At 70.3% G+C, this 23,041-nt stretch carries 16 protein-coding genes and 1 pseudogene; 12 read left to right on the top strand and 5 right to left on the bottom strand.

The window, feature by feature from the left end; all coding sequences use genetic code 11:
- Positions 1-7: 7 nt before the first annotated feature.
- Together ACZ4XD_RS22110 and ACZ4XD_RS22105 are read right to left on the bottom strand one after the other, a co-directional pair.
- Entirely contained in the window at positions 8-949 is a 942-nt protein-coding gene (locus tag ACZ4XD_RS22110) for a pyridoxamine 5'-phosphate oxidase family protein (RefSeq protein WP_468044518.1), read from the bottom strand.
- Between the two features lie 599 nt (positions 950-1,548).
- Positions 1,549-1,638: pseudogene (locus ACZ4XD_RS22105) on the bottom strand (3-oxoadipate enol-lactone hydrolase); the annotation flags it as partial.
- A gap of 508 nt (positions 1,639-2,146) precedes the next feature.
- Here ACZ4XD_RS22105 and ACZ4XD_RS22100 point away from each other — a divergent pair.
- The 4 genes from ACZ4XD_RS22100 (at position 2,147) to ACZ4XD_RS22085 (ending at position 7,325) form a co-directional block, all read left to right on the top strand.
- Positions 2,147-2,866, top strand: coding sequence for a helix-turn-helix domain-containing protein (locus ACZ4XD_RS22100; protein WP_468044516.1), 720 nt, complete (start codon positions 2,147-2,149; stop codon positions 2,864-2,866).
- A gap of 196 nt (positions 2,867-3,062) precedes the next feature.
- On the top strand, positions 3,063-3,341 hold the full coding sequence (locus tag ACZ4XD_RS22095; protein ID WP_468044514.1) for a hypothetical protein: 279 nt from the start codon (positions 3,063-3,065) through the stop codon (positions 3,339-3,341).
- Between the two features lie 476 nt (positions 3,342-3,817).
- Positions 3,818-4,753 carry a S1 family peptidase gene (locus ACZ4XD_RS22090; RefSeq protein WP_468044512.1) on the top strand — a complete coding sequence of 312 codons (936 nt, stop codon included), beginning with the start codon at positions 3,818-3,820 and terminating at the stop codon, positions 4,751-4,753.
- A 268-nt stretch (positions 4,754-5,021) separates the two neighbouring features.
- Positions 5,022-7,325, top strand: a complete 2,304-nt coding sequence (locus tag ACZ4XD_RS22085; protein ID WP_468044510.1) for a protein kinase domain-containing protein — start codon at positions 5,022-5,024, stop codon at positions 7,323-7,325.
- A gap of 236 nt (positions 7,326-7,561) precedes the next feature.
- On the opposite strand, the gene ACZ4XD_RS22080 is transcribed toward ACZ4XD_RS22085, so the two are convergent.
- Both ACZ4XD_RS22080 and ACZ4XD_RS22075 read right to left on the bottom strand, forming a co-directional pair.
- Positions 7,562-9,403: a virginiamycin B lyase family protein gene (locus ACZ4XD_RS22080; protein WP_468044508.1), complete on the bottom strand. Its 1,842-nt coding sequence runs from the start codon at positions 9,401-9,403 to the stop codon at positions 7,562-7,564.
- 443 nt (positions 9,404-9,846) lie between these two features.
- Entirely contained in the window at positions 9,847-10,659 is an 813-nt protein-coding gene (locus ACZ4XD_RS22075) for an SDR family oxidoreductase (RefSeq protein WP_468044506.1), read from the bottom strand.
- Positions 10,660-10,823: 164 nt separating this feature from the next.
- On the opposite strand from ACZ4XD_RS22075, the gene ACZ4XD_RS22070 reads away from it, so the two are divergent.
- The 4 genes from ACZ4XD_RS22070 (at position 10,824) to ACZ4XD_RS22055 (ending at position 14,915) form a co-directional block, all read left to right on the top strand.
- On the top strand, positions 10,824-11,408 hold the full coding sequence (locus tag ACZ4XD_RS22070; RefSeq protein ID WP_468044504.1) for a TetR-like C-terminal domain-containing protein: 585 nt from the start codon (positions 10,824-10,826) through the stop codon (positions 11,406-11,408).
- Positions 11,409-12,116: 708 nt separating this feature from the next.
- Entirely contained in the window at positions 12,117-13,322 is a 1,206-nt protein-coding gene (locus ACZ4XD_RS22065) for an NAD(P)/FAD-dependent oxidoreductase (protein WP_468044631.1), read from the top strand.
- Positions 13,323-13,447: 125 nt separating this feature from the next.
- Entirely contained in the window at positions 13,448-14,668 is a 1,221-nt protein-coding gene (locus ACZ4XD_RS22060; RefSeq protein ID WP_468044502.1) for a cytochrome P450, read from the top strand.
- A gap of 46 nt (positions 14,669-14,714) precedes the next feature.
- Entirely contained in the window at positions 14,715-14,915 is a 201-nt protein-coding gene (locus ACZ4XD_RS22055) for a ferredoxin (protein WP_468044500.1), read from the top strand.
- Between the two features lie 71 nt (positions 14,916-14,986).
- On the opposite strand, the gene ACZ4XD_RS22050 is transcribed toward ACZ4XD_RS22055, so the two are convergent.
- Positions 14,987-16,012, bottom strand: coding sequence for an AsnC family transcriptional regulator (locus ACZ4XD_RS22050; protein WP_468044499.1), 1,026 nt, complete (start codon positions 16,010-16,012; stop codon positions 14,987-14,989).
- Positions 16,013-16,127: 115 nt separating this feature from the next.
- On the opposite strand from ACZ4XD_RS22050, the gene ACZ4XD_RS22045 reads away from it, so the two are divergent.
- From ACZ4XD_RS22045 to ACZ4XD_RS22030, 4 genes are all read left to right on the top strand, one after another.
- On the top strand, positions 16,128-17,681 hold the full coding sequence (locus ACZ4XD_RS22045) for an AbgT family transporter (protein WP_468044497.1): 1,554 nt from the start codon (positions 16,128-16,130) through the stop codon (positions 17,679-17,681).
- Positions 17,682-17,731: 50 nt separating this feature from the next.
- Complete coding sequence (locus ACZ4XD_RS22040; RefSeq protein ID WP_468044496.1) at positions 17,732-18,919, top strand: M20 family metallopeptidase; 1,188 nt, start codon at positions 17,732-17,734, stop codon at positions 18,917-18,919.
- Between the two features lie 355 nt (positions 18,920-19,274).
- Entirely contained in the window at positions 19,275-21,425 is a 2,151-nt protein-coding gene (locus ACZ4XD_RS22035; protein WP_468044495.1) for an ATP-binding protein, read from the top strand.
- Positions 21,426-21,601: 176 nt separating this feature from the next.
- The gene (locus tag ACZ4XD_RS22030) at positions 21,602-22,918 is read left to right on the top strand and encodes an SUKH-4 family immunity protein (RefSeq protein ID WP_468044493.1); all 1,317 of its coding nucleotides are present in this window, start codon (positions 21,602-21,604) and stop codon (positions 22,916-22,918) included.
- Positions 22,919-23,041: the final 123 nt, after the last annotated feature.

The raw sequence follows: 23,041 nt of genomic DNA, 5'->3' as shown, positions 1-23,041 counted from the left end.
CGTTCTTTCAGAACCATGCTCCGCAAGTACGGAACGAAAGCCTCAGCCGCAGCCGTTCGCCCCTCGCCCGCGTACTCAAGTTAGAACACGGGCGTGCCCCCCTCATCCCTGCATTCGGCATGGCCAGTTCAGGGAACAGGACGAGCGAACATCGGCCCAGTCTTAGCAACCTGACCGATTCGGGCCGCTGACTGGGGGCATCGCGCCCAAGTTTTCGCTGGAACGTTCCCCGAAGACGCGACCGAGGCGCCGCGGACGTACTGGCACGTCGGCGATGCGCCCGTTTGTGAACTCGCCCGCTCCTTGAAACGAACGGGGGTCGAGATTTCGCCCTACCGCCCGACTGCACCCGCAGGGTTCCAAGTGCGGTCGTCCCCGCCAGTTTCGTGTGCCGAGATTGCCTCAGAAGCGGGAATTGCTTCTCATAGCTGGAGTTGCGTGTCGCCCATAGGCACTCCATATAGCACCAAGCGGGTACAGCGAAGTCTGTTACTTCCGCGCACCCATGGCCCGGACAGTATCTTTCACCAGCTGGCCGACGACACCTTGAGCACCGCCACAAAACCGATGACGCTACGGCGCGTAGCTGCCGCCGGGACGGCGGCGCACTCGAACAGGCTGTCGCGGCGGTCAGTACACGTAGCGGCTTACGGTCTCCGGGTGGATGACGAGACGAACCCAGTCTGCGGCCAGGGTCCCGGGGGAGGTCGTCGGCGCGGGCCGGGTCGTCGGGGTTCCAGTAGCGAGCGGCCAGGCGGGCGGCCAGGTCGTGTGCTCCGTCGGGCTCCACCGTGGTGCGGCCGGCGATCGACAGCCAGCGCTCGCGTTCACCCACGGGGGCGGCGACGACGATGGAGGCGCGGGGGTCGCGGCGTAGGCGCCGCACCTTGAGCGTGTCCGGACCCGTGAACAGCTGGATCGTGCCCTCGGCGGTGACCTCGAACCACACCGGCCGAGGCTGTGGCGGGAGTGGTCCCGCGGCCACGGACAGGAACACGTACAGGGGGCGTCGGAGAAGGTGCAATGGAGCGGGACGGCGCGCAGGTCCAGCGGCCGGGAAGCCGCAGCGCCAACTCGGTGGCGAAGGCGTCGACAGTCCCCATGCCACCGACGCCGACACCGTGAACACGCCGCCTGACCGACGATGCCCTGCCCCCGGGCTCCCGCCGAGGCTAGAGTCAAGGCGCGGTCAGCCAGCGCCCGGCTCCACCCGCTCCGCGTAGCCGGCCAAACACCCCGCCGATCGATTTGCCCACGCGACGTCCGGTCCGTCCGCCTGGAATGCTCGGCATAGACGACGACTGTCTTGCCGGGTGCTGGGATCCGAATGAGGTTGGCCGGTGTCGGCCCAAAAGACGGCCCACCGGACCCGTCCTCGAACGCAGGAACCCCCGCCGGCAAGCCGACGGGGTTCGGGTTCCTCACCTCTCACGCGGTATCACACGCGTCTCACCAACAGCATTGACGCTCCTGGACCACAAGGGCCTGACCTGCGCCTACGCCCCTGAACTGGACCACCTGGACCACACGAGACGCGATCTACAACCTGTGCCATGTGGTACCCAGAGCGGCGCCCAGCACGAGTACGGGGGCGTCGTCCGGGCCGTCGATCCGGTGTTGCAGGGTCTTCTCACTCACCGGGCCAAGCTACCGACTCTCTGACAAGATCCTGACACCCGGTCAGGAAGAGCCGCGGGGGGGTGGTCGCCGACTGCGCCCGGAGAGGGGTCCGCGCAGGTCAGAGGCTCATTGTGGAGATGTCGCAGAGGATCGCGGGACCCCGGCTCGTCGTAGCTCACCATGATCCGGTGGTACGGATGCGGTGCGTTGCTCGTGATCAGGGCCGGGGTGGGGACCCGGCCACCACGCCGTACCAGCTCATCACGGCACGCATCTCCCGCTGACCCAAGCCCGCCGGTGTCCGGCCCCGTTGGCCCGGCAGCGGCAGCGGCAGAAGGAGCACTCCCAGGGAGCTTCGGTCGGTTTCCCATCGAGATCGTGCCTGTTTCGGCCAAGCTTTGCGCGGGCCTCCCCCATGGCCTGCCAAATGTGTCGCCAGCGTATGGGCCGTCAGGCATCCTGCTCGCCAGCGGCCCGCGATCGTGCCAGAGGGGGACACGGCCGGGCCATGTGTCCGGGGGGACTCATGACACAGATGCAGCACGGCACCGCGACCGTGTCCTCAGGGCGAGGCGTGGTGGAGGGGGCTTTCGCGGTGTTGGACGAGTTACGACGAAGAGGCGGCGAAGCAGGGCTCACCCAGATCGCCGCCGCCTGCAAACTGCCCAAGGCGAGTACGCACCGGCTGCTGGAGCAGTTGGTCAGAGTCGGTGCTGTGGAGCGGCACGAGGGCCGTTACCGGGTCGGCTGCCGGCTCTACTGGCTCGGCCAGGCATGGCAGCCCCATCCGGGACTGTGGCTGGCCGCCCGCGGGCCACTGCACAGACTGCGGGCCCTCACCGGGGCCAGCGCTGTGGTGACGGTCCTGCATGACGGCCTGGCCCTGACCGTCGCCTCCGTGCCCGGTGAGGTGGAATCCGTGGCGCCGGTCCGCGATGGGATGGGGTTCAGCTTGGAGACAGCCGCAGGGCAGGTGCTCACCACCGGTCCACGGCGCAGGACAACGGGCCGGCTTCCGGGGGCCGTTCTGGAACGCGAGCAGGTACTGGACGGAGTGTGCTGCGCCGCACTGCCGATGCGCTCACCCGACGGGCGGCTGCGGGCGGCCATCACCGCGATGGTGCCGCCGGACCGCCGACTCGAGAGGGTCGCCGAACAGGCCGCGAGGGCCGGGGCCGCCATTGCGGCGAGCCTGGCGCGGGCAGCGGCCAGCATGGCCGAACTGCCGCCCGTACTGCGCTACTGACAGTTCCGCTCAGTGGACCGCGCCTGGAGCGACGGAACGAGCGCGGGCAGCATGAAGGGCGTACCAGTCGGGGGAACCGGCCAAGCCGCAGCAGGGGTGAGGGCACTCCGACGCCGTGTCGGCGCCATGTGCCGGGCATGGGAGAACGAACAGAATCGGCGAACGACCAGAAACGGGGAATGACGTGGTAAATCGCATGGAGCGCATGGCGCGGCTGGGCGCCATCGCGGCAACAGGCGCGGTCCTCCTGGTGGGAGGGACGGCCGCGACGAGCGCCACCGCCGCCGACCGGCCCGCGGCTGCGACCACCGCCGCCGCAAAGCCCGCGCCGCTCCTGACCTGGCAGAGGTACGGGAACTTCCCCTACAGCTCGTGCGTCAATTGGGGCACCACCCTGGTCAACAGTGGCAACGCGCTGGCCTGGCAGTGCGTGCACATCGGCTCCGGTATCTACACCCTGTGGGTCCTGCGCTGATCCTGAGCGCCCATCAACAAGCCGTTGTCGTACTCCCCGAAGTCCGGTCGCAGGCCGAAACTGCTTTCCTGGCTTGGTGATTCCCGGGATAGGGGTATGAACGCCGGGCCTCCCGCACACCTCGTGGGTGTCGAATCCCTCCGAGGGGCAGGAGGCCCGGCCGAGGCCCGCGCCCTATGCCGTCGCCGCCCCCTCGACACCACACGTTCCTGAAGCGGGTTGCTTCCGCACTGTGACAAGAAGGCGGGCGTGCCCGGCGCGCATCTGGGCGCCGCAGCGCGCGTCGTGGGGCGCGGGCCTGATCACCGTGTCCGCGGGATTCCGCGCAACCCTTCAATGCCCCATGACGGCCCTGGTACCGGGCCACTGCTCCCCTCACCGTTGCCGACAAGAGCTTCAGCTCTCTTCGCCCGCGTGACGACGGGAAACCCAGCAGCGACGCGGGCCTCCTCTCACCCTGCACCAGGAGGAACGTCGTGAGGATCAAGCACACCGCCCGGAGGAACAGCCCGCCGAGCCGCCCCGGCCGCCCGGCTGGACGGCTTCGGACACTGGCCCTCATATCGGGTCTGGCCGCCGCGTTCGCGTTGACCGTCCCCGGAACCGCCGATGCGGACCAGGGCCGGCCCTTCAGCGCCAGAGAGCTCAGAGCGGCGAGTGACGCGATCCTCGCCGCGGACATCGGCGGCACGGCGTGGACCATCGACACGAAGCGCAAGTCCGTCATCGTCCAGGCTGACAGCACCGTCTCGCGCGCCGGAATCGCCAAGATCAAGAAGGCGGCGGGCCGGAATGCCGGCGCGCTGCGCATCAAGCGCACGCGGGGCAAGCTCACCAGACTGCTCTCCGGCGGAGAGGCGATCTACGCTTCCGCGGGCTGGCGCTGCTCGGCCGGCTTCAATGTGCACGTCGGCACCGCGTACTACATCCTGACCGCCGGGCACTGCACCGAGGGCTATCCGACCTGGCGCACCGCCCTCGGCCTGCCCATCGGCCCGACGGCCTACTCCAGCTTCCCGGTCAACGACTACGGCTACATCGCCTACACGAACGCGTTGTTGTCGCACCCCAGCAACGTGAATCTGTACAACGGCACCTACCGCACCATCACCGGTGCGGCCAATGCCGGCGTCGGCATGCTCGTCGAGCGCAGCGGCAGCACCACGGGCCTGCACAGCGGCACCGTCACCGGACTCAACTACACCGTCAACTACGGCAACGGCGACATCGTCTATCAGATGATCCAGACCAATGTCTGTGCCGAGCCCGGTGACAGCGGCGGTCCGCTCTTCTCGGGCAACACCGCGATCGGCCTCACTTCCGGCGGCACCGGCGACTGCGACTTCGGCGGCGTCACGTACTTCCAGTCGGTCGTTGAGGCCCTCAACAACCATGGGGTGAGCCTTCCGTGAGGGCTTGTGGAACCGTGCCGGGAGCCAGGGGCAGGGCAGGTAGCCAGGCCGTTTCCTCGCGGTCGAAGGCCGGCGGACGGCCGCCGTGGCTGCCCGGACGTTTGCGGTTCGCGACGAGGGGCGCACCGGCACGCGAGCAGCAGCCCTGAGGTCCTGTGCGTCCCCCACCCTGCTCTGCTGTACCGCCCTGCGGCTAACTTGTGTGCAGGAGAGGTACGCAGGCCGTGGTGGCAGAGGTGCACGAGGGACGGACGGGAGGTCGGGAAGAGTGTCGCTGCGCGCAGGTGATCCAGCCGAGATCGGCGGATATCCGCTTGAGGCGCGACTCGGCTCGGGTGGCATGGGCACGGTCTTTCTGGCCCGTACGAGTTCCGGGCGTCGTGTCGCGATCAAGCTGATCCACCCGCAGTTCGCGGCGGACGACGAGTTCCGTATCCGCTTCCGGCAGGAGGTGGCGGCGGCCAGGCAGGTGAGTGGCGCGTTCACCGCCGCCGTGGTCGACGCTGCCCCTGAGGCCGAGCAGCCGTGGATGGCGACGACCTATATCCAGGGGCACACACTCGCCCGGCGCATCGGGACGAAGGGCCCGCTGAGCGGAGGGGAGCTGCGAAGGCTCGCCATCGGGCTGGCGGAGGCACTGCGGGACATCCACCGGGTGGGGGTCGTCCACCGTGACCTGAAGCCCTCGAACGTCGTGCTCTCGCCCGAGGGCCCACGCGTCATCGACTTCGGTATTTCGCGCGCCGTGGATCAGCAGCCGCTGACGGTTACCGGGCGGGTCATCGGTACGCCGCCCTTCATGTCGCCGGAGCAGTTACGGGCGCCGCGCGATGTGGGGCCGCCGTCCGATGTCTTCTCACTGGGGACGCTGCTGGCCTACTCAGCGACGGGCCACGGGCCCTTCGACGCGGAGAGCCCATACATAGCTGCGTATCAGGTGGTGCACAGGGAGCCGTCGCTGGAGGATGTGCCGGTGGCCTTGCGCACGGTCGTCGAGTCGTGCCTGGCCAAGGAGCCCAACGGGCGGCCCTCGGCGGACGAACTCCTCGTGCTGCTACGGGATTTGCCGGCCGACCTCGACCAGATCGACGCGAGGGGAGTTGGCGCGGGCCGCACCCGCGACATGGTCACCGAGCATCACTTCGCGCCGCCGGCCACCCCGGTGCCGGCGCCCCCGACCAACACCCCGGCGCCGACGGCCCCGACCATCACCGCCGCCCCGGCGGCCCCGACCATCACCCCGGCCGCTCCCGATACGGGGAGCGCCGACACCCCCACCGGCCGCCGACTGCGTCGCCGCTGGCGTCCCGTGTTCGCGGCCGCGGTCGCGGTCACGGTGGCAGCGATCGGTGGAGGAGTCGCCGCACTGACGGCGGGCGGCTTCGGGGCGAACAGCGGCGGCGGCAAGGGCAAGAGCCCTGCGGTGCGGGGTGCCGCACTTCCGGACGGCTTCAAGCCGTGGCACGAGACCGTGCCGGGCGGTCGCAAGGACATCCCCGACGAGCTGCGTTGCCTCGCGCACGACGACGCGCTGTTCTGCGGGGGCGGCGGTGTCGTCGCGACCCGTGTCAGGGCCAGGGACGGCTCGCGGGTGTGGACGGCGAAGAGCCCCGGCGTCCCCGTCAACGGCATGCACCTGGTGGGCGCCACCGACGACACGGTGCTCGGTTACCGCTTCGCCGCCCAGAACGCCCCGCAGGACCCTCCCAGCGAGGTGGTGGCCCTCGACGCGAACACCGGACGGGAGCTGTGGTCCGTGCCGTCCGGCGCCCAGTCGACGGCCGTCACGGGTCGGACCCAGGACGCCATGGTGACCGGCTCCGTCGTCGTGACGGTCGACGCTGCCAACTCCCGCTTCGAGGCCCGCGACGCGCACAGCGGTCAGGTCACCTGGACCTCGCCATTCCCTGCGGGTACGCAATGCGCTCCGGTCCCGGTGGGGCCGCAGCTCGTCGCGATGTGCGCGACGAATGCGGAAGTGAATGCCTTTGCGGTGCGCCACCCCACCCTGTACCCGGTCGACCGCGCCTCGGGGGCTCTGGGCAGGCCCATCGAGGTCAACGGCCGCGCCGTGCCGATGGGCGTCGCCAACGGCAGGCTCGTACTCCTGCGAGTACACATGGAGGGCACGGATCCGGCCGGCTACAACGGGATGACGCGGGTCGACCCGGCCTCCCGGAAGGTCACGTACTCCCGTTGGGCCAAGACCTACGCGGGGACGCCCGGCATGGCGGACAGCACCGTCTACGTGAGCGGGCAGACCGGTCTCGTCACAGCACTCGACCCGGCGACCGGCCGGGAGAAGTGGTCGCGGCAGACTGGCGTGGAGGGCGCGGCGGGTCCTGTCGCGGGAGCCGGCGCACTGTATTTCAGCTCGGCCACCGGCCGGGTGGTCGCGCTGTCGCCGGACGATGGCAACCCCCTCTGGACAACGGATCCGCGGGTCGATGGTTTGACGGGCCAGCAGGGCGCAAGTCCGCGGGTGACTCTTGCGGGGCGTGCGGTGATCGTGGCCGCGGCCAAGAACACACTCTTCGCCTTCGACGCGCAGAAGCCGCCGAAGCCGGGCTGACACGGGTGGGGACGGACGGCGGCTGCACCATCGCCAGGGAGTACCGCGAGAAGCTCCGCCGCCGGCACCACATACCAAGCTCCGGGGGATCCGCCCTCACGGCCCGAGCCCCGCCTCTGGAATCCATACGTTGTCGCCGAACCCCTCGACTGGTCTGCCAGCGCGTCCAGTTGAGCGACGGCGTGTTCCTCCCGTCGCAGCAGACCAGGTGAGGTGGGGCTTCGGAGCCGGTGAGATCAGCCCGGGAGGGGGATGAACAGCAGGATGCCGTGGGCGGTGGCGGCGTTGTAGCAGGCATTGCCGGCGAAGGTGGCGGTGTAGAAGGGGGTGGCGATGGCGAAGACGGGGACGACGGCGTTGTGGAGGGTAGCCGTGCCGGTGGCGTCGGTGACGGCGGTGCCGAGGTTGACCGGGCCGAAGAGCGTGGTGGCGGTGAAGGTCACCGGCTGACCGGCCACCGGCATCCCCGAGGTGGTCTTCAGGGTGGCGCTGAGGGTGGGGATGTAGAACTCGGGCAGCGGGGTCAGCCGGAGCCGGATCGTGCCTGGCTGCGCGGTCAGCGTGGTGGGGTTGGAGTTCACGGTGACGGGGGTGCTGGTGGCGGAGCCGGTGAAGCAGCTGTCACCGCTGTAGGTGGCGGTGAGGGTGCCGCTGGTCAGGGCGGTGGTGGTGAAGCAGGCCTGCCCCGATGCGTTGACGGGGACCACCTGGACCTGGCTGTTGGGGAGGGTGAAGGTGACCGTGCCGGTCGGCACCGAGGTGGTGCCTGGTGCCGGGGTGATGGTGGCGCACACGGTCACGCTCTGCCCGCAGTTGGAGGGGTTCGGCGTCACCGACAGCGTCGTCGTTGCCGGGTTGGTGCTCACGGTGACAGGGGTGGGGTTGCCGTTCACGGTCGCGGTGAACATACCGGCGGTGTAGGTGTGGGTGGTCTGCCCGCTCCCGGTGGCGTCCAGAGGGACGGTGACCGTGGGGCTGGCGTCCCCGAAGTTCACCACCGCGGTCCCGTTCGGAGTCCCCCCGGAAATGTTGAACGTCACCGGTTGCCCGCACACCGGCGACGCCGGCGAGGTCGTCACCGTCAACGGCGAAATCACCGTCACGTTGGCCGAATTGGCGTTGGTGACGTAGACATTGCTGTTCTGCGCCGCCGCCACCGAGAACGGGAACGCACCGACGGGGACGGTTGCCAGGACCGTATTCGTGGCGCTGCTGATCACCGTCACGTTGTTGGAATTGCTGTTGCCGACGTAGACGTTGCCGGTCGGCGCCACCGCCACCCCGAACGGGCCCCCGCCGGTGGGGACGGTGGCCAGGACCGTGTTCGTGGCGCTGTCGATCACCGTCACATTGTTCGAAACGGTGTTGGTGACGTAGACGCTGCCGTTCTGCGCCACCGCGATCACCCCCGGGACCGAGCCGGCGGGGACGGTGGCCACGACCGTGTTCGTGGCGCTGTCGATCACGGTCACGTTGTTCGAGGTCTGGTTGGCGATGTAGACGTTGCCGTTCTGCGCCACCGCCGCATAGCCCGGGAAACCACCGGTGGGGAGGGTGGTCAGGACGGTGTTGGTGGCGCTGCTGATCACCGTCACGGTGTTCGCGTTCCGGTTGGCGACGTAGACGTTGCCGTTCTGCGCCACCGCCACCGCGTCCGGGACCGCGCCGACGGGGACGGTGGCCAGGACCGTGTTCGTGGCACTGCTGATCACCGTCACGTTGTTGGAGGTGCTGTTGGCGACGTAGACGTTGCCGTTCGGCGCCACCGCCAGCGCGAACGGGCCCCCGCCGGTGGGGACGGTGGCCAGGACCGTATTCGTGGCACTGCTGATCACCGTCACGTTGTTCGAGCTCTGGTTGGTGACGTAGACGTTGCCGTTCGCCGCCACCGCAAGCATGGCCGGGTTCGATCCGGCGGGGACGGTGGCCAGGACGGTGTTCGTGGTGCTGCTGATCACCGTCACGTTGGCCGAATTGGCGTTGCCGACATAGACGTTGCCGTTCGGCGCCACCGCCACCCCCAGCGGGGTCGTGCCCGCCGGGATCGTCACCGTGGAGAAGGCCGCACTGAACGGCACGGCCGCAAGCCCCCGTACAGCGGCCACCTCGGATACACCGGCCGGTACAACCGGCCGAAGCCCGCCGGCTACCGCCGGAGCTCCCAACCAACCCGTAGTCGGTTCCATGACAAACCTCTCTCAGCTGAGAGGGCCGCCCGAGAACTCCCATCCGGGGCCCGCGTCGCACGGCGCCCGTATACGCGCCGGACCACCGCTTGCACACCGGGACAGAGAGAGACCTGCCGATGCGTACCACGCATCCGCGCACCACAGGGGTTGCCTCTCTCCCCGGAGAGATGGGCAACCCACCGGATAACGGTCACCACCATTAACCCGAAATGGCCAACGAAACACCACGTGTTGACGCGACTATCACCCGGACAGACCAACACGCAGCCCCATGCGTTTGGGGGTCTCACCCTCACCGATGCCAGTGAGGGGCATCAGCCGAGCCAGTGGCGTCAGCCGGCGGCGAGTGCCGTGACGCCGCCGTCCACGAGGAGATCGGTGCCGGAGATGAAGCTTGCTGACGGGCCGACGAGGAAGGCGACGGCGTCGGTGATGTCGGCCGCTGTTCCGGCTCGCTTGGCGTTGGAGGCGGCAATCATCCTGCGCATCACGTCCCCTTGTTCGCCGACGAGTTCCGTCTGCCCCATGGGGGTGGCGATAACTCCGGGACTCACGGAGTTGATCCGTGCGTTCCGTGCACCCCAGGTGGAGCTCGCGGCCCTCACGCGCAACAGGTTGGCTTTCTTGGAGAAGGTATAGGCCGCCCCTGGGCCGGAGAATCGCTCCTTGGCCGCGACCGGGAGGGAGAGCAGTTCGTCGGCCGGTGTCGTGGCCAGTTGCACGGCTTCTTCGGCGGACAGCCCGGAGTTGCGGTGGCCGGCCATGCTGGCGATGACCACGCCGGAACCGCCTGGGGCGACGACCTGGCCGAATTCCTCCAGCACGAGTGCGACGCCCAACAGGTCGACGGCGAGTATGGCGGCGACGGACGCTTGCGCGGGCGAGAGTCCGGCCGTGTGGACCACGGTCCGCACCGGACCGAGGTCGGCGGCCCGGCGAGCCAGCGCGCAGACGGATTCCCGGGACGAGACGTCCACCGGGGCAGCCGTTACGGCGTACCCGTCCTTCTCCAGCTGCGCACGGACGGCTTCCAGGGCCTCGGCGTTGAAGTCCGCGATCAGGAGCCGGGCTCCGGAGCCCAGACGGCGGGCGATGGACTCTCCCATCCCGCCGACACCGATGACGACGACTACTGACTGGCTCATGTCTTCCACCTTCTCGATGGCCGGCAGAACTGCCGGGTGTTTGGGGCGTGCGGGGCTACGGGCCGGGTTTCGTGAACCGTCGAAGAGGCCGTTCCGGCGAAGTCTCGCATGAATCCGACACTTGTCGGGTATCCCACAGGTGTGGGTGACACTACAATGACTCCGTGCCCGTTCAGCAAAGCGACCGCCGCGCCCGCCGCTCCCGTACCGCGATGGAGGGCGCACTGCTGGAATTGATCGGCGACCGCGACCTCAGCCAGATCTCGGTCTCCGACGTGACCGGCCGCGCTGACGTGCACCGCTCGACTTTCTACGAGCACTACACCGACGTACATGACCTGGCCGCCTCGGCATGCACGGAGATGTTCGACCAGCTGCTCTCCGCCACCTCGGCACTCTCGATGAGCGGGGATTCCCCGGAGGAGGGCGTGTCCCCCTCCCTCACAGCGGTGTTCGCCCATGTCGCCGAACATCGCGCGCTCTATGAGGCTCTTCTCGGTGCCGATGGCAGCGCCCGGGTGATCAACCACCTCCTGCAGCGCATGACGGAATCCATCCGGCCGAGACTTTCCGCCCGGCTCGCCGACCCCGAGGGCGGTACGGAAGACTCCGCGGCCGCCTTTGTCTCCGGAGCGCTTCTCGGCGCCATCGCGGACTGGCTCCACCGCGACTGCCCCGGGACGCCGGAACGCTTCGCCACCGCGATCTGGCCGCAGTTGGTCGCCGCGTCACTCGCCCGGCCGGCCTGAGCGACGCCGCCCACAGGGCCGCCGGCCGAGAATCCGGAACCCGGCGCCGGAGCGGGCCGCACCCGTGAGGCGATGAGACCGCCCCTACCTGGCGCCGCCCCTCCCTGACCCGCCTTACGCGACCCCCGCTCGCACCCCTCGTTGCACGCGAACGGTGTGCGTGCGCTCATGCCGTAACCACCGCCTCGCGCACCGCGATCAACTCTCCGCCCCTCCCGCAGCGGCACCCCCCGGCTCCGCGCCCGCCCCGCCGGCACGCGGACCCTTCCTCCGATGTGCGCTTTTGATGTGCGCTTTCGCCCATCGGCCTGCGCAGAGGGTGCTTGGGGGCGCACACATTCACTGCGCCCCCAAGCACCCTCTCCCCTGCCGCCGCGAGCTCCAGGCCCCGAGCCGCCGGACCCGGCGCATCCGCGCGCGCATCCGCACGCGCATCCGCCCCGCTGACACAGCCCGAAGGGCCACGACCACTTGCAATACGACAGCTGTCGGTTAACCTACAGGTGTCGGGAATGAATCGAGGTTGCGGCACCGGGCTTCCGCCCCGGCCCGTGAGACCCCGTCCCGTCGCGCGTCGGCCGTGGCGCGCAGCTCCCTGTCGAATGAAGTGAGGAGAGCAGTCGTTCACATGTGGAACCGAACTGACCGAGGCCCGTTTCCCGGAGCGGCTTCCCCTCGGGGCTCCGTGGACCCGGCGGGCGCGGCGTGGTGACCCGCCCCGGCAAGGTGGTGATCGTCGGTGGCTCGTCGGCCGGCCTGGCGACAGCGGAGGCGCTGCGCCGTCAGGGCTACGAGGGACGGCTGACCCTCCTGGACGCCGAACGTCATCTCCCCTATGACCGCCCGCCGTTGTCGAAGCAGGTGCTGACCGGCGCCAGGGAGCCGTCGCGGACTCAGTTGCGCTCGCAGGAGCAACTCGCCTCGCTGGAGGCGGAGTTCATCCGCGCCGAGCCGGCCGTCATGTGCGACGCGGAAAAGCGTGCGGTGACCACGGTCACGGGGCGCGTGGTGCGTGGCGATGCGCTGGTCATTGCCACCGGGCTGCGCCCCCGAACATTGCCGGATCAGGAAGAGCTCGCGGGAGTGCATGTGATGCGCACCCTCGACGACGCGCTGGCGCTGCGCCGTGACCTGGCGGCCGGTCGCCGCCTGGTGGTGGTGGGCGAGGGTGTGCTGGGTGCGGAGATCGCCGCCTCGGCCCGTGGCATGGGCGTGGAGGTCACGCTCGCGGGCTTCGGGTCCGTCCTGCTGGGCAGTCAGGTCGGCGGCAGGGTGGGGGACTTCCTCACGCGTCTCCACACCGAGCGGGGGGCGGATCTGCGCCTCGGGGTCGCTGTCGAGGCCCTGGCCGGCAGCGGGGGCAGGGTGTGCGGGGTCCGTCTGGCCTCGGGAGAGGTGCTGCGCGCCGACACGGTCGTCGTGGCGATCGGGGCGCGGCCGGCCACCGAGTGGCTGGAAGGCAGCGGGCTGGCGCTCGGCGACGGCGTGGAGTGCGATGCCTACTGCCGTGCCGCGCCCGGTGTCTACGCCGTCGGAGACGCGGCGTCCTGGCACCACGAAGGGCTGGACAGACGGCTGCGCCTGGAGAATCGCACCAACGCGACCGAGCAGGCCCAGGCCGTCGCGGCGAACCTCCTCGGCGCCGAACGCCCCTACACTCCGACGCCCTACTTCTGGACCGATCAGTACGACGCCAAGCTCCAGGTCCACGGTCTGCCCACCCCGGCCGCCGAGACCCACATCGCCGAAGGCGACCCGGCCCGGGGGCGCTTCGTCGCGGTGTACCGGGAGAACGGCGAGGTGACCGGCGTCCTGGGCTGGAACATGCCCAAACAGGCCCGGCTGCTGCGCCAAAAGCACCTCGGCGCTCCGCGGAACGGACAGCCGGCAACCACGGTCCGCCCCGCACCATGACCCGCCGCACCAGGCCCGGCAGCCCTCCGCAGACGCACAGACAGGCGTGGGAAGCGGGTGCAAGGTCACCGCCCGTAGGCGGCTCCCACACCCCTCCCCCGCCCATTCCCGTGAAGGAGAAGCACATGAGCCCGAACGAGCAGACACTGCAGTACCCGCTCGCCTACGAGACCGCGCTGGAGCCTGCCGCCGAGTGGGCTGAGCTGCGCGGCACGTGCCCGGTGGCCACCATCACCATGCCCGACGGCAGCCAGGCCAAGCTACTGACCCGCTACGACGACGTCCGGGAGATGCTGGCGGACCCCCGCTTCACCCGGCAGGATCTCGTCGGCGGAACCGGGAATGCGCAGGAGGCAGCCACGACATCGGCCGCAGCGGACACCTCGGAGTCGCTCTTCTCCGTGCCGAGGCACGGCGAGGACCACCAGCGGTGGCGCCGGCTTGTGGGCAGGTGGTTCACCGCCAAGCGCATGGCCGCCCTGCGGCCCCAGATGGCCGCGATCGCGGACCAGCTACTCGACGAGATGACCGGGCGCGGCAGCTCCGGCGATCTCAAGGCGCAGTTCGCCTTCCCGCTGCCGGTCTACGTGATCTGCGGCATGCTCGGCGTGCCTGCCGAGGACCGGGACCGCTTCTCCTACTGGTCCGACAACTTCCTCAACCTCACCCGGTACTCCGCACAGGAACGGCAGACGGCGGTCGGCGAACTCGTGGCCTACATGTCCGGCCACATCGCCGCCAAACGCGCCGAGCCCACCGACGACCTGCTCAGCACCCTGATCGAGGAGAGCAGCGTCGAAGGTGCGGCGCTGACGGACGCCGAGCTGCTGGGCACCGGCATAGGTCTGCTGGTGGCCGGGCACGAGACGACGGCCAACATGATCGGCAAGATGGTCGCCATGCTGCTGGCCGACCGCAGCCGGTGGGAACGGCTGCTGGAGAACCCCTCGTTGGTACGCAGCGCCGTCGAGGAGGCGTTGCGCTTCGACGCCAACGGTGGGTTCGGCCTGCGGCGTTTCCTCACCGAGGACGTCGGGATCGGGGGCGAGGTCCTCCCCAACGGCACCACGGTGGTGTGCGCCCTGGGCGCGGCGAACCGCGACGAGACCGCCTTCGAGAACGCCGCCGAGATGGACCTGACCCGCACTCCTAACCCTCACCTGGCCTTCGGCGCGGGACCCCACTCCTGCCTCGGCCAGGCCCTGGCCCGCACCGAACTCCAGGTCAGCCTCGAAGTTCTGCTGCGCAGGCTCCCCTCCCTCGAACTGGACATCCCCGCCACCGACCTCGAACGCCTGGAAGGACTGCTGGTCGGCGGCCTCAGCGAGGTCCCCGTCCGCTGGTGACGGCACGACAGCACACATACGACCCCCGACAGAAGGAGACCCCCACATGAAGATCACCGTCGACGAGGAGAAGTGCTGCGGCGCCGGACAGTGCGTCCTGATCGCCCCCGAGGTCTTCGACCAACGCGATGAGGACGGAATCGTCGTCGTCCTGGAGCCGGAGCCCCCGCACGGCCAGCAGGCCCTCACCCATGAAGCGGCCGCCGTCTGCCCGGCCGCCGCCATCCAGGTGCACGACATACCCTGAACCTCTCCGCCCGGCAGCGGTGGGGCGGCTCGTGGAGCCGCACCGGCTCCGCGAGCACCGGGGCTCCTCTCTTAGAGCAGCGTCGGCGCGTGGAATGCGCCGAGACCGGAGGTCAGGTCCCGGTCCAGCCAGTAGCGGCGCGGTTCGGCGAGCATGATGTTGACGCTGACGGCGAGGATGCCGGGGATCTTGGCCAGCTCGTGGTCGATGAAGAGCGCCAGCGCGGCGCGGTCGGTGACCAGGCCCATGACGAGGACGGACATGTCGCTGGCGACGTGGGCGGCGAGCCGGGTCTGCGGAAGCTGGTCGATGCGGCGCATGACGTCGGGCGTTCCGCCCGGAGCCACTCGCAGGCGGAGCAGGAAGGGAGTCTGGAAGCCGAGCCATTCCGACACCATCTCCAGGCGCGGTTTGACCCATCCCTCGTCGAGGACCCGGCGGACGACGCGGTGCGCGGTGGAGGTGGCCAGGCCGGCCGCTCGGGCGATGCTCGCGGCGGACGCGCGGCTGTCCTGGATCAGCTGGGCGACGACGGCGCGTTCGGCCTCGGTGAGCGGCTTGGCGGGGGGTGTCGCGGTCGCGGCGCCCTCCCGGCGGGCGCCGGTGAGCTTCAGCAGGTCGGCGCGTTCGGCGTCGGTGAGGAACTGCGGGTCCCAGGTCATACCCCGGCGCAGGGTACTGAGGGCCGGCAGGGCGTTGACGCGGCGCACGCCGGGGACGGAGTACAGCCGGTCGATCGCCTCGCTGGTAGCGGCCTCGGACGGGGCGTGGATGACGGCGTAGAGGGGGTCGTCGCCGGAGATCTGTGCCAGGAGCTGGAGGTGGGGCAGATCGCTGAGCCGGTGGAGGACGGTGAGCGGGGTTTCGCCGGTGATGTCCAGGAAAACGTGCACCGGCATCGCCGTGGAGTGCATGCCCCAGTAGGCATGCCCGATCGCACGGACCATCCGGGCCTGGTGCAGCCGGTCGTAACGGCGCTTGAGCGTGCTGGCGTCGGCGGCCAGGATCCCGCCGATGTCGTCCCAGGCGGCCCGGGGGGCCACGTGCAGCGCGCCGATGAGGCGCCGGTCGAGCTCGTCGAGGAGAGGGCGGGTCATGGTCCCCCACTTTAAGCTGCCGGTTAATCCTACCGTTACCTCCAAAGGCTAGAGAATCTCTCACTTGGATGCCACTGTTCGCAGGAACATCCCTCGCATGCACGAAGAGGTTCCGATGAGTGCCACCTCTGCTCAGCCTCCCGCCACCGAGCCACAGTCGAGAATCCTGCGCACCGCGTTCCGATGCTTCGCGGCGATCGAGAAGATAGGCAACAAACTCCCCGACCCCTTCTGGCTGTTCTGGATCCTCGCCGGGGTCGTCGCCGTCCTCAGCGCCGTACTGGCGACGGTCGGCGTCAGCGCCGTGCACCCCGGCACGCACGAGATCATCAAGGTGCAGAACCTGCTCAGCAAGGACGGCCTCACCATGGCCGTCGAGGGAGCCGTCGACAACTTCGCGGCCTTCCCGCCGCTGGCCACCATCCTCACCGTGATGTTCGGCATCGCCGTCGCGGAGAGGAGCGGACTGTTCTCCACCCTGCTGCGCCGCATGGTCGCGCGGGTGCCGGGCAAGTACCTCACCTTCGCCCTGTCGATGACGGCCATGGTCAGCCATGTCGCCGGCGACGCCGCCTACGTCACCCTCATGCCGCTCGGCGCACTGATCTTCCGTGCGGCGGGCCGCAGCCCGGTGCTCGGCTGCATCGTCGCCTACGTATCGGTCTCCGCCGGCTACGACGCCTCCCCGTCGCTCACCACCACCGACGTACTGCTGTCCTCGATCTCCACCGCCGCCGCCCACACCATCGACGCGGACTACGTCGTCACCCCGCTGGCCAACTACTTCTTCGGGGTCGGCTCGTCGGTCCTGGTGGCCCTGGTGATCACCCTCGTCGTCGACAAGGTCCTCGCCCGCCGCCGGGACCTGGAGCCCGACGAGCCGGTCGCCGCGCCGGACGCCGATGAACTGGAGTCGATCGAGGTCACCGGGCAGCAGCGCCGCGCACTGCGCATGACCGGGCTGGTCGCCCTCGGCCTCATAGCGTTCCTGGTGGTGGCCCTGGTCCCCTCGTCCTCACCACTGCGCGGCGAGGACGGCGGCCTCGTCGACTCCCCGCTGGTCGGCGGGATGGCGCTCGTCCTGGGCGTGTTCTTCGCCGTGCTCGGCACCGTCTACGGGCGGATGACCGGCGCCTTCCGCGCCGCCCGCGACATCGTCGCCGCGATGGCCGACGGCACCCGGTCGATGGCGCCGATCCTCGTCCTGTTCTTCGCGATCTCCCAGTTCCTCGCCTACTTCAAGTGGACGAACATCGGCAACATCCTTGCCGTCAAGGGCGCGGAGACGCTGCGTGACCTGCACCTGCACGGCTGGACCGTGCTGGTCGCCCTCGCCGTGCTGATCACGTTCATGAACCTCGTCATCACCAGCGGCTCCGCGCTCTGGGCGCTGGCCGCCCCGGTGCTCGTGCCCATGCTGATGCTCATCGGCATCGAGGCCGAGACCACCCAGGCCGTCTACCGCGTCGCCGACTCGGTCACCAACTGCGTCACCCCGATGAGCCCGTACTTCGTGATGGCCCTGGGATTCATCCAGCAATACCGCAAGTCCGCCGGGATCGGCACCCTGGCCTCCCTCACGATCCCGATCGCCGCCGTCGTCTGGGTCGTCTGGATCGCGTTCTTCGTGGCCTGGTACCTGCTGGGCCTCCCCTTCGGTGTCAGCTGACCCCGCCCGCTGCGGAACACCGCCCCCGGCCCCGTACGAGAAAGCAGACCATGACCGCGCTTCCCGCTGGCGAGCTCACCGCCCGCGCCCAGGACGTCTCGCCGGAGATCGTCACCGACATCCTGACTCTTGTCCGTCACGAGACCAGCAGCTACGACCTGCCCGGCCTCGCGGCGGGCCTGGACCTCCTGCACGCGCTCGCCGTCCACCGACTCGGCCGCCCCGACCACGCACAGCGGCACCCCGGCGGCGAGTGCGGCGACACCCTCACTCTGACCTACACCGGCACCGGCGCCGGGCACGTCGCGTTGGTCGGCCACTACGACACCGTATGGCCGACCGGCACCCTCGCCGGATGGGAGCAGCCGGAGGGGTCCGACGACGGCCGGGAGAAGCTCAGCGGGCCGGGCATCTTCGACATGAAGACCGGCCTGGTGCAAGGCATCTGGGCGCTGAAGCTGGCCAGGGCGAGCGGAGTACCGGTGCCCACCGTCACCTTTGTCTTCAACGGCGACGAGGAGATCGGCTCGCTGTCCTCGCGGCCGGTGATCGAGGAGGTCGCGCAGCAGGCCGACGCCACGCTGGTGCTGGAGCCGACCGCCCATGGTGCGGTCAAGACCGCCCGCAAGGGCTGTGGGATCTTCCGGGTAACGGCCACCGGCGTCGAGGCACACGCCGGGCTCGCACCTCAGGACGGGGCGAGCGCGATCACCGCGCTGTGCGAGTTCGTGGTCGCCGCCGCGGCCGTCGCCGCGCCCGGCAAGGGCACCACGATCAATACCGGCCTCATCGAGGGCGGCTCCGGCACCAACGTCGTCGCCGGGCAGGCCACCGCCAGTATCGATATCCGAGTCAGCAGCGAGGCCGAACGGCTCCGGGTCGACGAGGCGCTGGACGCCATCAGGGTCAGCGACCGCCGCGTCCGCATCGAGATCGACCACGCCTGGAACCGGCCGCCGATGACCCTGACCGCCTCCTCCGCCCGCCTCCTCGCCCTCGCCCGCGAGGTCACCCGCGAGCAGGGCCGCGGCGACGTGCCCGACGCCGCCGTCGGTGGCGCCAGCGACGCCAACTTCGTCGCCGCCCTTGGCCGGCCCGTGCTGTGCGGCATGGGCGCGGTCGGTGACCACGCCCACGCCCGGGGCGAGTTCATCTACCCCGACTCGGTGCCCGCCCAGACTTCCCTGGTCGCGGGACTGCTGGCACGACTGGCGGAACCGCTGCGGGGCCGCGCATGAACGTCCTTGACGTGAATCAGGGCAGGTCAGGCGCGTTGTCAGTGGGGTGCGGCATGATGCGGGTAGGAAAGCTTGACGGGGTGATCGCGGGCACCCCGTGAGGTCGGCCGCGCACGTTCCAACCGCGCCTGTCGAACGGCACGTTGGCGCCACTTCGGTGTACGAGTCCGCCCCGCCGGAATCGTCAGCGAGCCGTGTCGCCGGCGCCGCGCGACACGTGGGTGGCCGGCGCACGCCACACCTGGGTAACAAGCGGCGGTCGGGGTGCGGTTCACCCCGTGCGACGCTCCTAGGATGAACGGCGTACGGCCAACACGACGTGACGGTGCCGGACGGACAGGACAACGGGGAGACAATGACCAGCCCGACCCAGGCCCCAGAAGAGGCCAAGGCCCATGAGCCCCACCCCTATATCGGGGGGCGCAATGCCGCGCTGCGCGCGCTCACCGCGTGGCGGACGGAGCGGCCGGGCGCGCCTCGGGTCGTCATCCTGACCGGAAGTCCGGGCACCGGGTGTTCGCGGCTGCTCACGGGGTTCCTGATGCTCTGCGACCCGGAGTATCGCAAAGGGCTAGAGCTGGACGCGTTTGATCCGGCGACCGTGCCTCCGGACTTGCCCGCCCCCGCGGTGCCGAGCGTCGCCGGGCTGACGGCAGCGCAGACCCTGTGGCTGCTCGCCGATCACTACGGGTTGTCCGCGACCCGCACCGCCGACATCTTCCCCGCACTCGGTCAACTCCCGTTGTCCGGGCGGCCGGTGACGATCGTGGTGCCGGATGTGGACCGGGCCGGTCCGGTGCGGGGGACGGGTGAGCCCGCGCGGGTGGTGCGGGACGTGCTGAAGCCCCTCGCCGCCGTCGAGTCCGTACGCCTTCTCGCCGACGTGCCCCGGGAGTTCGCCGCCGAGCTCGCCGAGGGCCTGCCGCCCGGCGTGGCCCGGATCATCGACCTCGACGCACCCGAGTGGGCCGACCCCGAAGGGCTTGTGCTGCAGGCCGAGGCGCTGCTCAATCCCCAATTCGGCGCCCCGGACCTGCCCTTCACGACCGAGCCGGACGCTCGACGCGCGCTCGCCGAGGAGATCGCCCGGCACGCCGGAGACGGCGCGGGCAGCCGGCTGACCGTGCATCTCGCCGTGCGGTCGATCCTGATGCACCCGGAGGGGTTCGACCCGGAGGACGCGAGCCAACTGCCCGGCAGCGTCGGCGAAGTGCTCGATCTGCACGCCCAGCGACTTGACACCCATCCCCGTACCCTGCGGCAGATCCTCGCGCCCCTTGCCCTTGCCGAGGACGACGGCCTGCCCGTACATCTGCTGACCCCGCTCGCCTCGGCCGTCGCCGAGCGGGACATGAGCGAGGACATGGGGCGGGGCATGCTGCTCGTCGCCCCCTTCATCCGCCCCATCGAGCGGGCCGGCGAAGGCATCCCCGAGGACGAGCGGACGCTCCTGGGATTGCCGCACCCGGCCATCGGCGAGGCCGTTCGGGCGGGCATTCCGGATGTTCCGGGCGCTCAGGCGCGTATCGCCATGGAGCTGCTGGAGGCCGTACCCCACCAGGACTGGGCGAAGGCAGGGGTCTACGTCCGCGATCACATCGCGGGACACACCCTGGAGGCCGGTTTGCTCCCCCGGCTCCTCACCGACCCCGGCCTGTTCGCCCACGCCGACCCGGTGCGGTTGCGCGCCGCGGTGGAGGCCGTACCCCTGGAGCAGCTGGACGCAGCGGCGCGCACGTATCTGCGTACGGCCCCGCTGCTCACCCGCACCCAGGCACCCGCGATCCTTCGAGCGGCGCTCCTGGAGACCGCATTCGTCGAAGACGGACTGCCGGAGTACGCGGCGGCGTTGCGCCGCACGGTACCCGAGCTTCCCTGGCACACCCTGTGGAGCAAACCGGTCGCCGGGGTCGACGCCGTGACCGTCGGTACACTGCCCCCGTCCGCGGCCGCGCCGGACAGCGCCGCGGAGGCTCCTGCGAAGCAGGGGCCCGCGGAGTCGGCCCCGCTCGCGGTCGCCGTCAGCACGGTGCCTCAAGGCACCCCGGGTTCATACCCGTTGAAGGCCGACGATGCCACGGCCCCCGCCGTGCTGGTGCAGGACCTCGCCACCGGCTCCGTCATCGATGCCGACCCGACCCAGATCCTGCGCCCCTCGGATGACGAGCGCGCCACGGGGCCGCTCGGGTTCAGCCGCGGCGCCGACTATGTACGCGTCTGGCGTCGCGGCGAGCAGAAGGGCGACGAGAAGGTCGTCACGGCCCTGATCTCCGCCACGCCCTTCACGGGAACCGACCTGTCCCCCGACGGCATCCTGCTCGTTGCCACGGAAAGCGGTGTGAAGGCGCTGCAGATCCGCCCGGCGCAGCCCAGTGCCACGACCGCTCGGCACGCCGTACCCGCCCCCCGGGCAGCCGAGCCCGAGCCCGCACAGGCCCCCGAGCCCACACCGGAAGCCGCACAGGCTCCACAAGCCCCCGGGCCCGATGCCCACCCGACCACCTGACACCCACCCACCGCGGACCGTTAGGCTCAAAGGCCCGAAGCCGAGAAGCCCCGAAGCCTCTCGAAGGCGCCCGCATCAGACCGCCTGCACTCAGGCCCACTCGGACGAGGGCCGCGGAGCTCGCCCGGCACCGGCCGCACCGGCCCCATCCGTCCGAAGACTCGAAGGGAGTTCCCGTGATCAGCCAGGAGCAGGCGCTCGCGACCGCCGAGGGGTGGCTCAACCCCGAGGGACAGGAGCGCCGTGAGGTGCGGATCCAGGAGTTCGATCTCGGCTGGGTGGTGTGGGCCGCGGCCCCGCCGATCGAGCGCGACCCGGTCACGGGCAAGCGCCGGCCGCCGGCCACGATCGGCCACTCCTGCGGTGTGGTCGACCGCCGCACCGGCGAGCTGAGCACCTGGCCGTCCGTGCCGGTCGAGGAGGTCGTGCGGATGTATCAGGAGAAGCACGGCGGCGGCCAGGAGGTCGCGCCGCCCGCGCAGCCGCCGGTCACCGGCCCCGGCAACACCACGGTCCTCACCTACGTCGACCCGCGCACGGGCGAGGAGACGAGCCTCGTCAAGAACTCCGCCCCCGGTCTGCCGCACTCCGAGTACCAGGCCGTGGCGGACATCCAGGACCTCGGCGTCCCCGCGCAGAACGTGGTCGCGATCCACACCGACCTCAGCTCCAGCCTGCTCCCCGGCGGGTACCCGGGCGTGCTGCTCGGCCGTCACTACCCCAACGCCCGGTTCTCCTGCACGCAGGAGTACGGCCTGCGGGGCGAGGAGCGCGCCGAGGCGATCGCCGGGCTGGTCCAGCACGTCGAGATGATGCACCAGATCGCGGGACAGCAACCGCCGCCCCGGCCTCACCGCGCCCCGGTGCCGACCGACGTCGAGCCGGCCGAGCCGCTCCGCGACGTTGCCCTGGGCCGCCAGCTGGCGGAGGCCTTCGACGCTGATGACCTACGTCGCTACGACGCCGACGACGTGGCGGGCACCCCGCTCCCCGAGACCGCCAAGGCCACGCTGACATGGGCCGGGCTACCCGACATCCCGTTCTTCTTCACGGCCGACAACCCGGAGGCGGAACTCCCGGCCGGACTGTTCGGCAATGCCGCCGCGCATCTGCGCGAGGTCGGCTCCGAGGCGAGCGCCGACTCCCTCGCGTTCCTGGAGGGTCACGTCAGGATCGGCAGCGACGGGGTCGCTCTGATCACCGTCCAGTGCACGGGGTCCGGTCTGGACGGTGAGCCGGTCGGTCAGCTCTGGGCCGTCACTCCGGAAACCGGCGCGGGCCGCCGCGTCAACGCCTCGGTGTCCGCCTTCGCCCGCTCCCTCGCGCTCCTGCACACCACGCGGGAGGAGATGATCGCGCTCGACCCGATCATGGCGGGCAGCGCCGTCGCCGACTTCCAGGAGCAGCTCGTCGCCATCGACGCATCGGCCCTGGACGACCCGAGGAACTGGTGGTCGGTGATCGTCGAGCAGATGTGGCACGGGTTGTTCTGATCGACCCCGATCGCCTTGGAGGGGGGGGGGGGGGGGGGGGGGGGGGGGGGGGGGGGGGGGGGGGGGGGGGGGGGGGGGGGTGGGGGGGGGGCGCAGCTCTGTGGGGGGGGGGTGGGGGAGGGA

The sequence above is a fragment of the Streptomyces sp. NPDC029466 genome (assembly GCF_055574515.1).
Note: the sequence above shows the minus strand (reverse complement) of the source record. Positions and strands in the feature narration are given on the sequence as shown.

What these genes read in the sequence shown, in the direction of transcription:
- ACZ4XD_RS22050 (WP_468044499.1), bottom strand. Translation starts at nt 16,012, where the DNA reads ATGACCCGCCCTCTCCTCGACGAGCTCGACCGGCGCCTCATCGGCGCG.
- ACZ4XD_RS22100 (WP_468044516.1), top strand. Translation starts at nt 2,147, where the DNA reads ATGACACAGATGCAGCACGGCACCGCGACCGTGTCCTCAGGGCGAGGC.
- ACZ4XD_RS22060 (WP_468044502.1), top strand. Translation starts at nt 13,448, where the DNA reads ATGAGCCCGAACGAGCAGACACTGCAGTACCCGCTCGCCTACGAGACC.
- ACZ4XD_RS22075 (WP_468044506.1), bottom strand. Translation starts at nt 10,659, where the DNA reads ATGAGCCAGTCAGTAGTCGTCGTCATCGGTGTCGGCGGGATGGGAGAG.
- ACZ4XD_RS22095 (WP_468044514.1), top strand. Translation starts at nt 3,063, where the DNA reads ATGGAGCGCATGGCGCGGCTGGGCGCCATCGCGGCAACAGGCGCGGTC.
- ACZ4XD_RS22045 (WP_468044497.1), top strand. Translation starts at nt 16,128, where the DNA reads ATGAGTGCCACCTCTGCTCAGCCTCCCGCCACCGAGCCACAGTCGAGA.
- ACZ4XD_RS22035 (WP_468044495.1), top strand. Translation starts at nt 19,275, where the DNA reads ATGACCAGCCCGACCCAGGCCCCAGAAGAGGCCAAGGCCCATGAGCCC.
- ACZ4XD_RS22055 (WP_468044500.1), top strand. Translation starts at nt 14,715, where the DNA reads ATGAAGATCACCGTCGACGAGGAGAAGTGCTGCGGCGCCGGACAGTGC.
- ACZ4XD_RS22040 (WP_468044496.1), top strand. Translation starts at nt 17,732, where the DNA reads ATGACCGCGCTTCCCGCTGGCGAGCTCACCGCCCGCGCCCAGGACGTC.